Origin of the sequence: Methylobacterium sp. (genome assembly GCF_028290105.1) — a bacterium.
GTDB lineage: Bacteria > Pseudomonadota > Alphaproteobacteria > Rhizobiales > Beijerinckiaceae > Methylobacterium.
This window is the reverse complement of the sequence record NZ_JAQGKL010000094.1, coordinates 1-2,550: the sequence shown is the minus strand read 5'-3', so window position 1 is coordinate 2,550 and position 2,550 is coordinate 1. Positions and strand designations below refer to the sequence as shown.

Genomic DNA, 2,550 nt, shown 5'->3' with positions numbered 1-2,550 from the left:
GGACGAGGAGCCATTGCCCGGGCTGATGAAGAAGGTGCTGGCCCACGCCTTCGACCCGAAGCCCGAGCCGGTGAAAGCGGAAAAGCCCGGCCGGCCGAAGGCGATGCGGATGGTGGCCGACACGCCGATCTTCGCCGAGCCGGAGGAGGAGGCCCCGCCGCCGGTCCCCAGCTTCCGCCCGGTGCCCAAACCCGCGCCGCGCGCGGTCGCGGCGCCGTCGGCCGAGGACGGGGAGGGGGAGGGGTTCTTCGGGGAGCCGGAGGCGGCGGCGGCCCCCGCTGCGCGCAAGCGCGGGCGGCCGAGGACGCGTTCGAAATAGGGTAAAAGCGCCCATCCTCCCCCCACCGTGGGGGAGGGTGGTCGCGGAGCGATCGAGCCGGGACGAAGTCCCGCAGGAAGGACTCAGGCGGCCGAACCCATCGCCGCCCGCATCCGTCCGCGGAACACGTCGATCAGCACCGGCTTGCCGTCGCGGCTGGCGTGCCAGAAATCCCAGCCGTTGCAGGCCGGCAGGCCCTGCACCAGGGCGCCGATCTTGTGGATCGAGCCCGTGGCGGGCCCGGCCATCAGGGTGCCGTCCGGGCGTACCAGGGCGGTGTGACGCCCGCGTGCGTCGGTGAGCGTCTCGCCGGGGCGGATATGCCCGGCCTCGATCACGCTGAGGAAGGCGACGCGCGGTTCGGCGCGCTTGGTCGGCGCCACCAGCAGGGCGGCCTGGGAGAGGGGCTCGACGGCGTCGATGCGGGCGCGGGCGGCCTGCGCGTAGACCGTCTCGCGCTCGATGCCGATGAAGCGGCGCCCGAGGCGCTTGGCGACGGCGCCGGTGGTGCCGGTGCCGAAGAACGGGTCGAGCACGACGTCGCCGGGATTGGTCGCCGAGAGAAGGGTGCGGGCGAGCAGCGCCTCCGGCTTCTGGGTCGGATGGACCTTCAGCCCGTCGGCGCCCTTCAGGCGCTCGTCGCCGGTGCAGAGGGGGATGAACCAGTCCGAGCGCATCTGGACGTCGTCGTTGCCGCCCTTGAGCGCCTCGTAATGGAACGTGTAGCCCTTCGATTCCGCCGAGCGCGAGGCCCAGATCAGGGTCTCGTGGGCATTGGTGAAGCGCTTGCCCCGGAAGTTCGGCATCGGGTTGGCCTTGCGCCAGACGATGTCGTTGAGGATCCAGTAGCCGAGGTCCTGCAGCGCGGACCCGACCCGGAAGATGTTGTGGTAGGAGCCGATGACCCACAGGGTGGCGTTCGGCTTCATCACCCGGCGCGCGGCGGCGAGCCATTCGCGGGTGAAGGCGTCGTAGGCGGCAAACGTCGAGAACTTGTCCCAGTCGTCGTCGACGGCGTCGACGCGGCTCTGGTCCGGGCGCAGCAGCGAGCCCTCTCCGAGTTGGAGGTTGTAGGGCGGATCGGCGAACACGCAGTCGACGCTGGACGCCGGCAGGGCGTTCATGGCCGCGATGCAATCTCCGACGAGAATTTCATCCAGGGGAAGACGCTGGGCGGCGGGTACGAGACCCATCCGCGGCGCCGACACGGGTCGCCCGGTACGCGAGACACTTTTCCGGGCGACGGTGTCGGCAACCGCGGTACGCAGGGAAGCCATGGCTAAACACCGGTTACGCGACTGACCGGCAGACCTTGGCCCCGTTAACGTAAAGGCCGGGTTGCCGGGATGCGGACAAGGCGTCTCGAATTGGGGCTGCAGTTTTTGCCGGGTCGGTCGGCTTGCGTCGTTCCAGGCTCTCGCTCGACGCCGTCACAGTACTGGGCCAGATCCGCGTCGGTCTCTCGAAGATCAGTGGCCGAACAACGCCGCCGGCGGCCAGGGGCGCGATCGCGCGGTTGACACCGGTGCGCACACGCCGCCGTCGCGCCAAAACCGCCATCGAGAGAAAAATCGTGCCTTTGCGCCCCCTTCCGGCGGCACGCGGGGCAGGGTTTCGCTCACCGCATCGCTGGTTTCATCTCCTTGCACCCCGGCGTTGTGCCCGAGGGCTTCTGCGCGGGCCTGCAGACCAGCGTTTCCGCATCACAGCAATCCATCGCCACCAGGGGAATCGATGCGAATGTTGAACAATATCCCCACGCACAACCAGGGATTAAAGAATCGTTATAGCCTGAAAAAAGGCAAGCATCGCCACATTCGACAGGTCTCATTTTGGCCCCGATCTCACTCCTTTTGCCGGCCATCCGAAATAACAAAGGGAATGCGGATGACTATCAAACCTGTTCGTGGAGCCGCTGCCATCATCGGGACCGTCGCGACACTCGCCGCCGTACAGCCAGCCAGCGCCCAGAGCGGCGCCGCCTCCTGGTATGCGAGCGGCCACCGGACGGCCAATGGCGAGCGCTTCAACCCGAACGGGATGACCGCCGCCCATCGCAGCCTGCCGTTCGGCACCCGGGTCCGGGTCGAGAACAAGCGCAATGGCCGCTCCGTGGTGGTGCGCATCAACGATCGCGGCCCGTTCGTCCACGGCCGGATCATCGATCTGGCCAGAGGCTCGGCCCGCGCCCTCGGCATGGGCGGCACGACCTACGTCGCCCTGCACGTCGT

The 2,550-nt window shown here is 68.4% G+C and carries 2 protein-coding genes and 1 pseudogene; 2 read left to right on the top strand and 1 reads right to left on the bottom strand.

The window, feature by feature from the left end:
- Positions 1–319: pseudogene (locus tag JWQ05_RS07375) on the top strand (A/G-specific adenine glycosylase); the annotation flags it as partial.
- A gap of 83 nt (positions 320–402) precedes the next feature.
- Here the strand turns inward: JWQ05_RS07375 and JWQ05_RS07370 are convergent.
- Positions 403–1,512, bottom strand: coding sequence for a site-specific DNA-methyltransferase (locus tag JWQ05_RS07370; RefSeq protein ID WP_299656867.1), 1,110 nt, complete (start codon positions 1,510–1,512; stop codon positions 403–405).
- 688 nt (positions 1,513–2,200) lie between these two features.
- Here JWQ05_RS07370 and JWQ05_RS07365 point away from each other — a divergent pair.
- On the top strand, positions 2,201–2,550 hold a 350-nt coding region (locus JWQ05_RS07365; protein WP_299656864.1), incomplete at its 3' end, for a septal ring lytic transglycosylase RlpA family protein.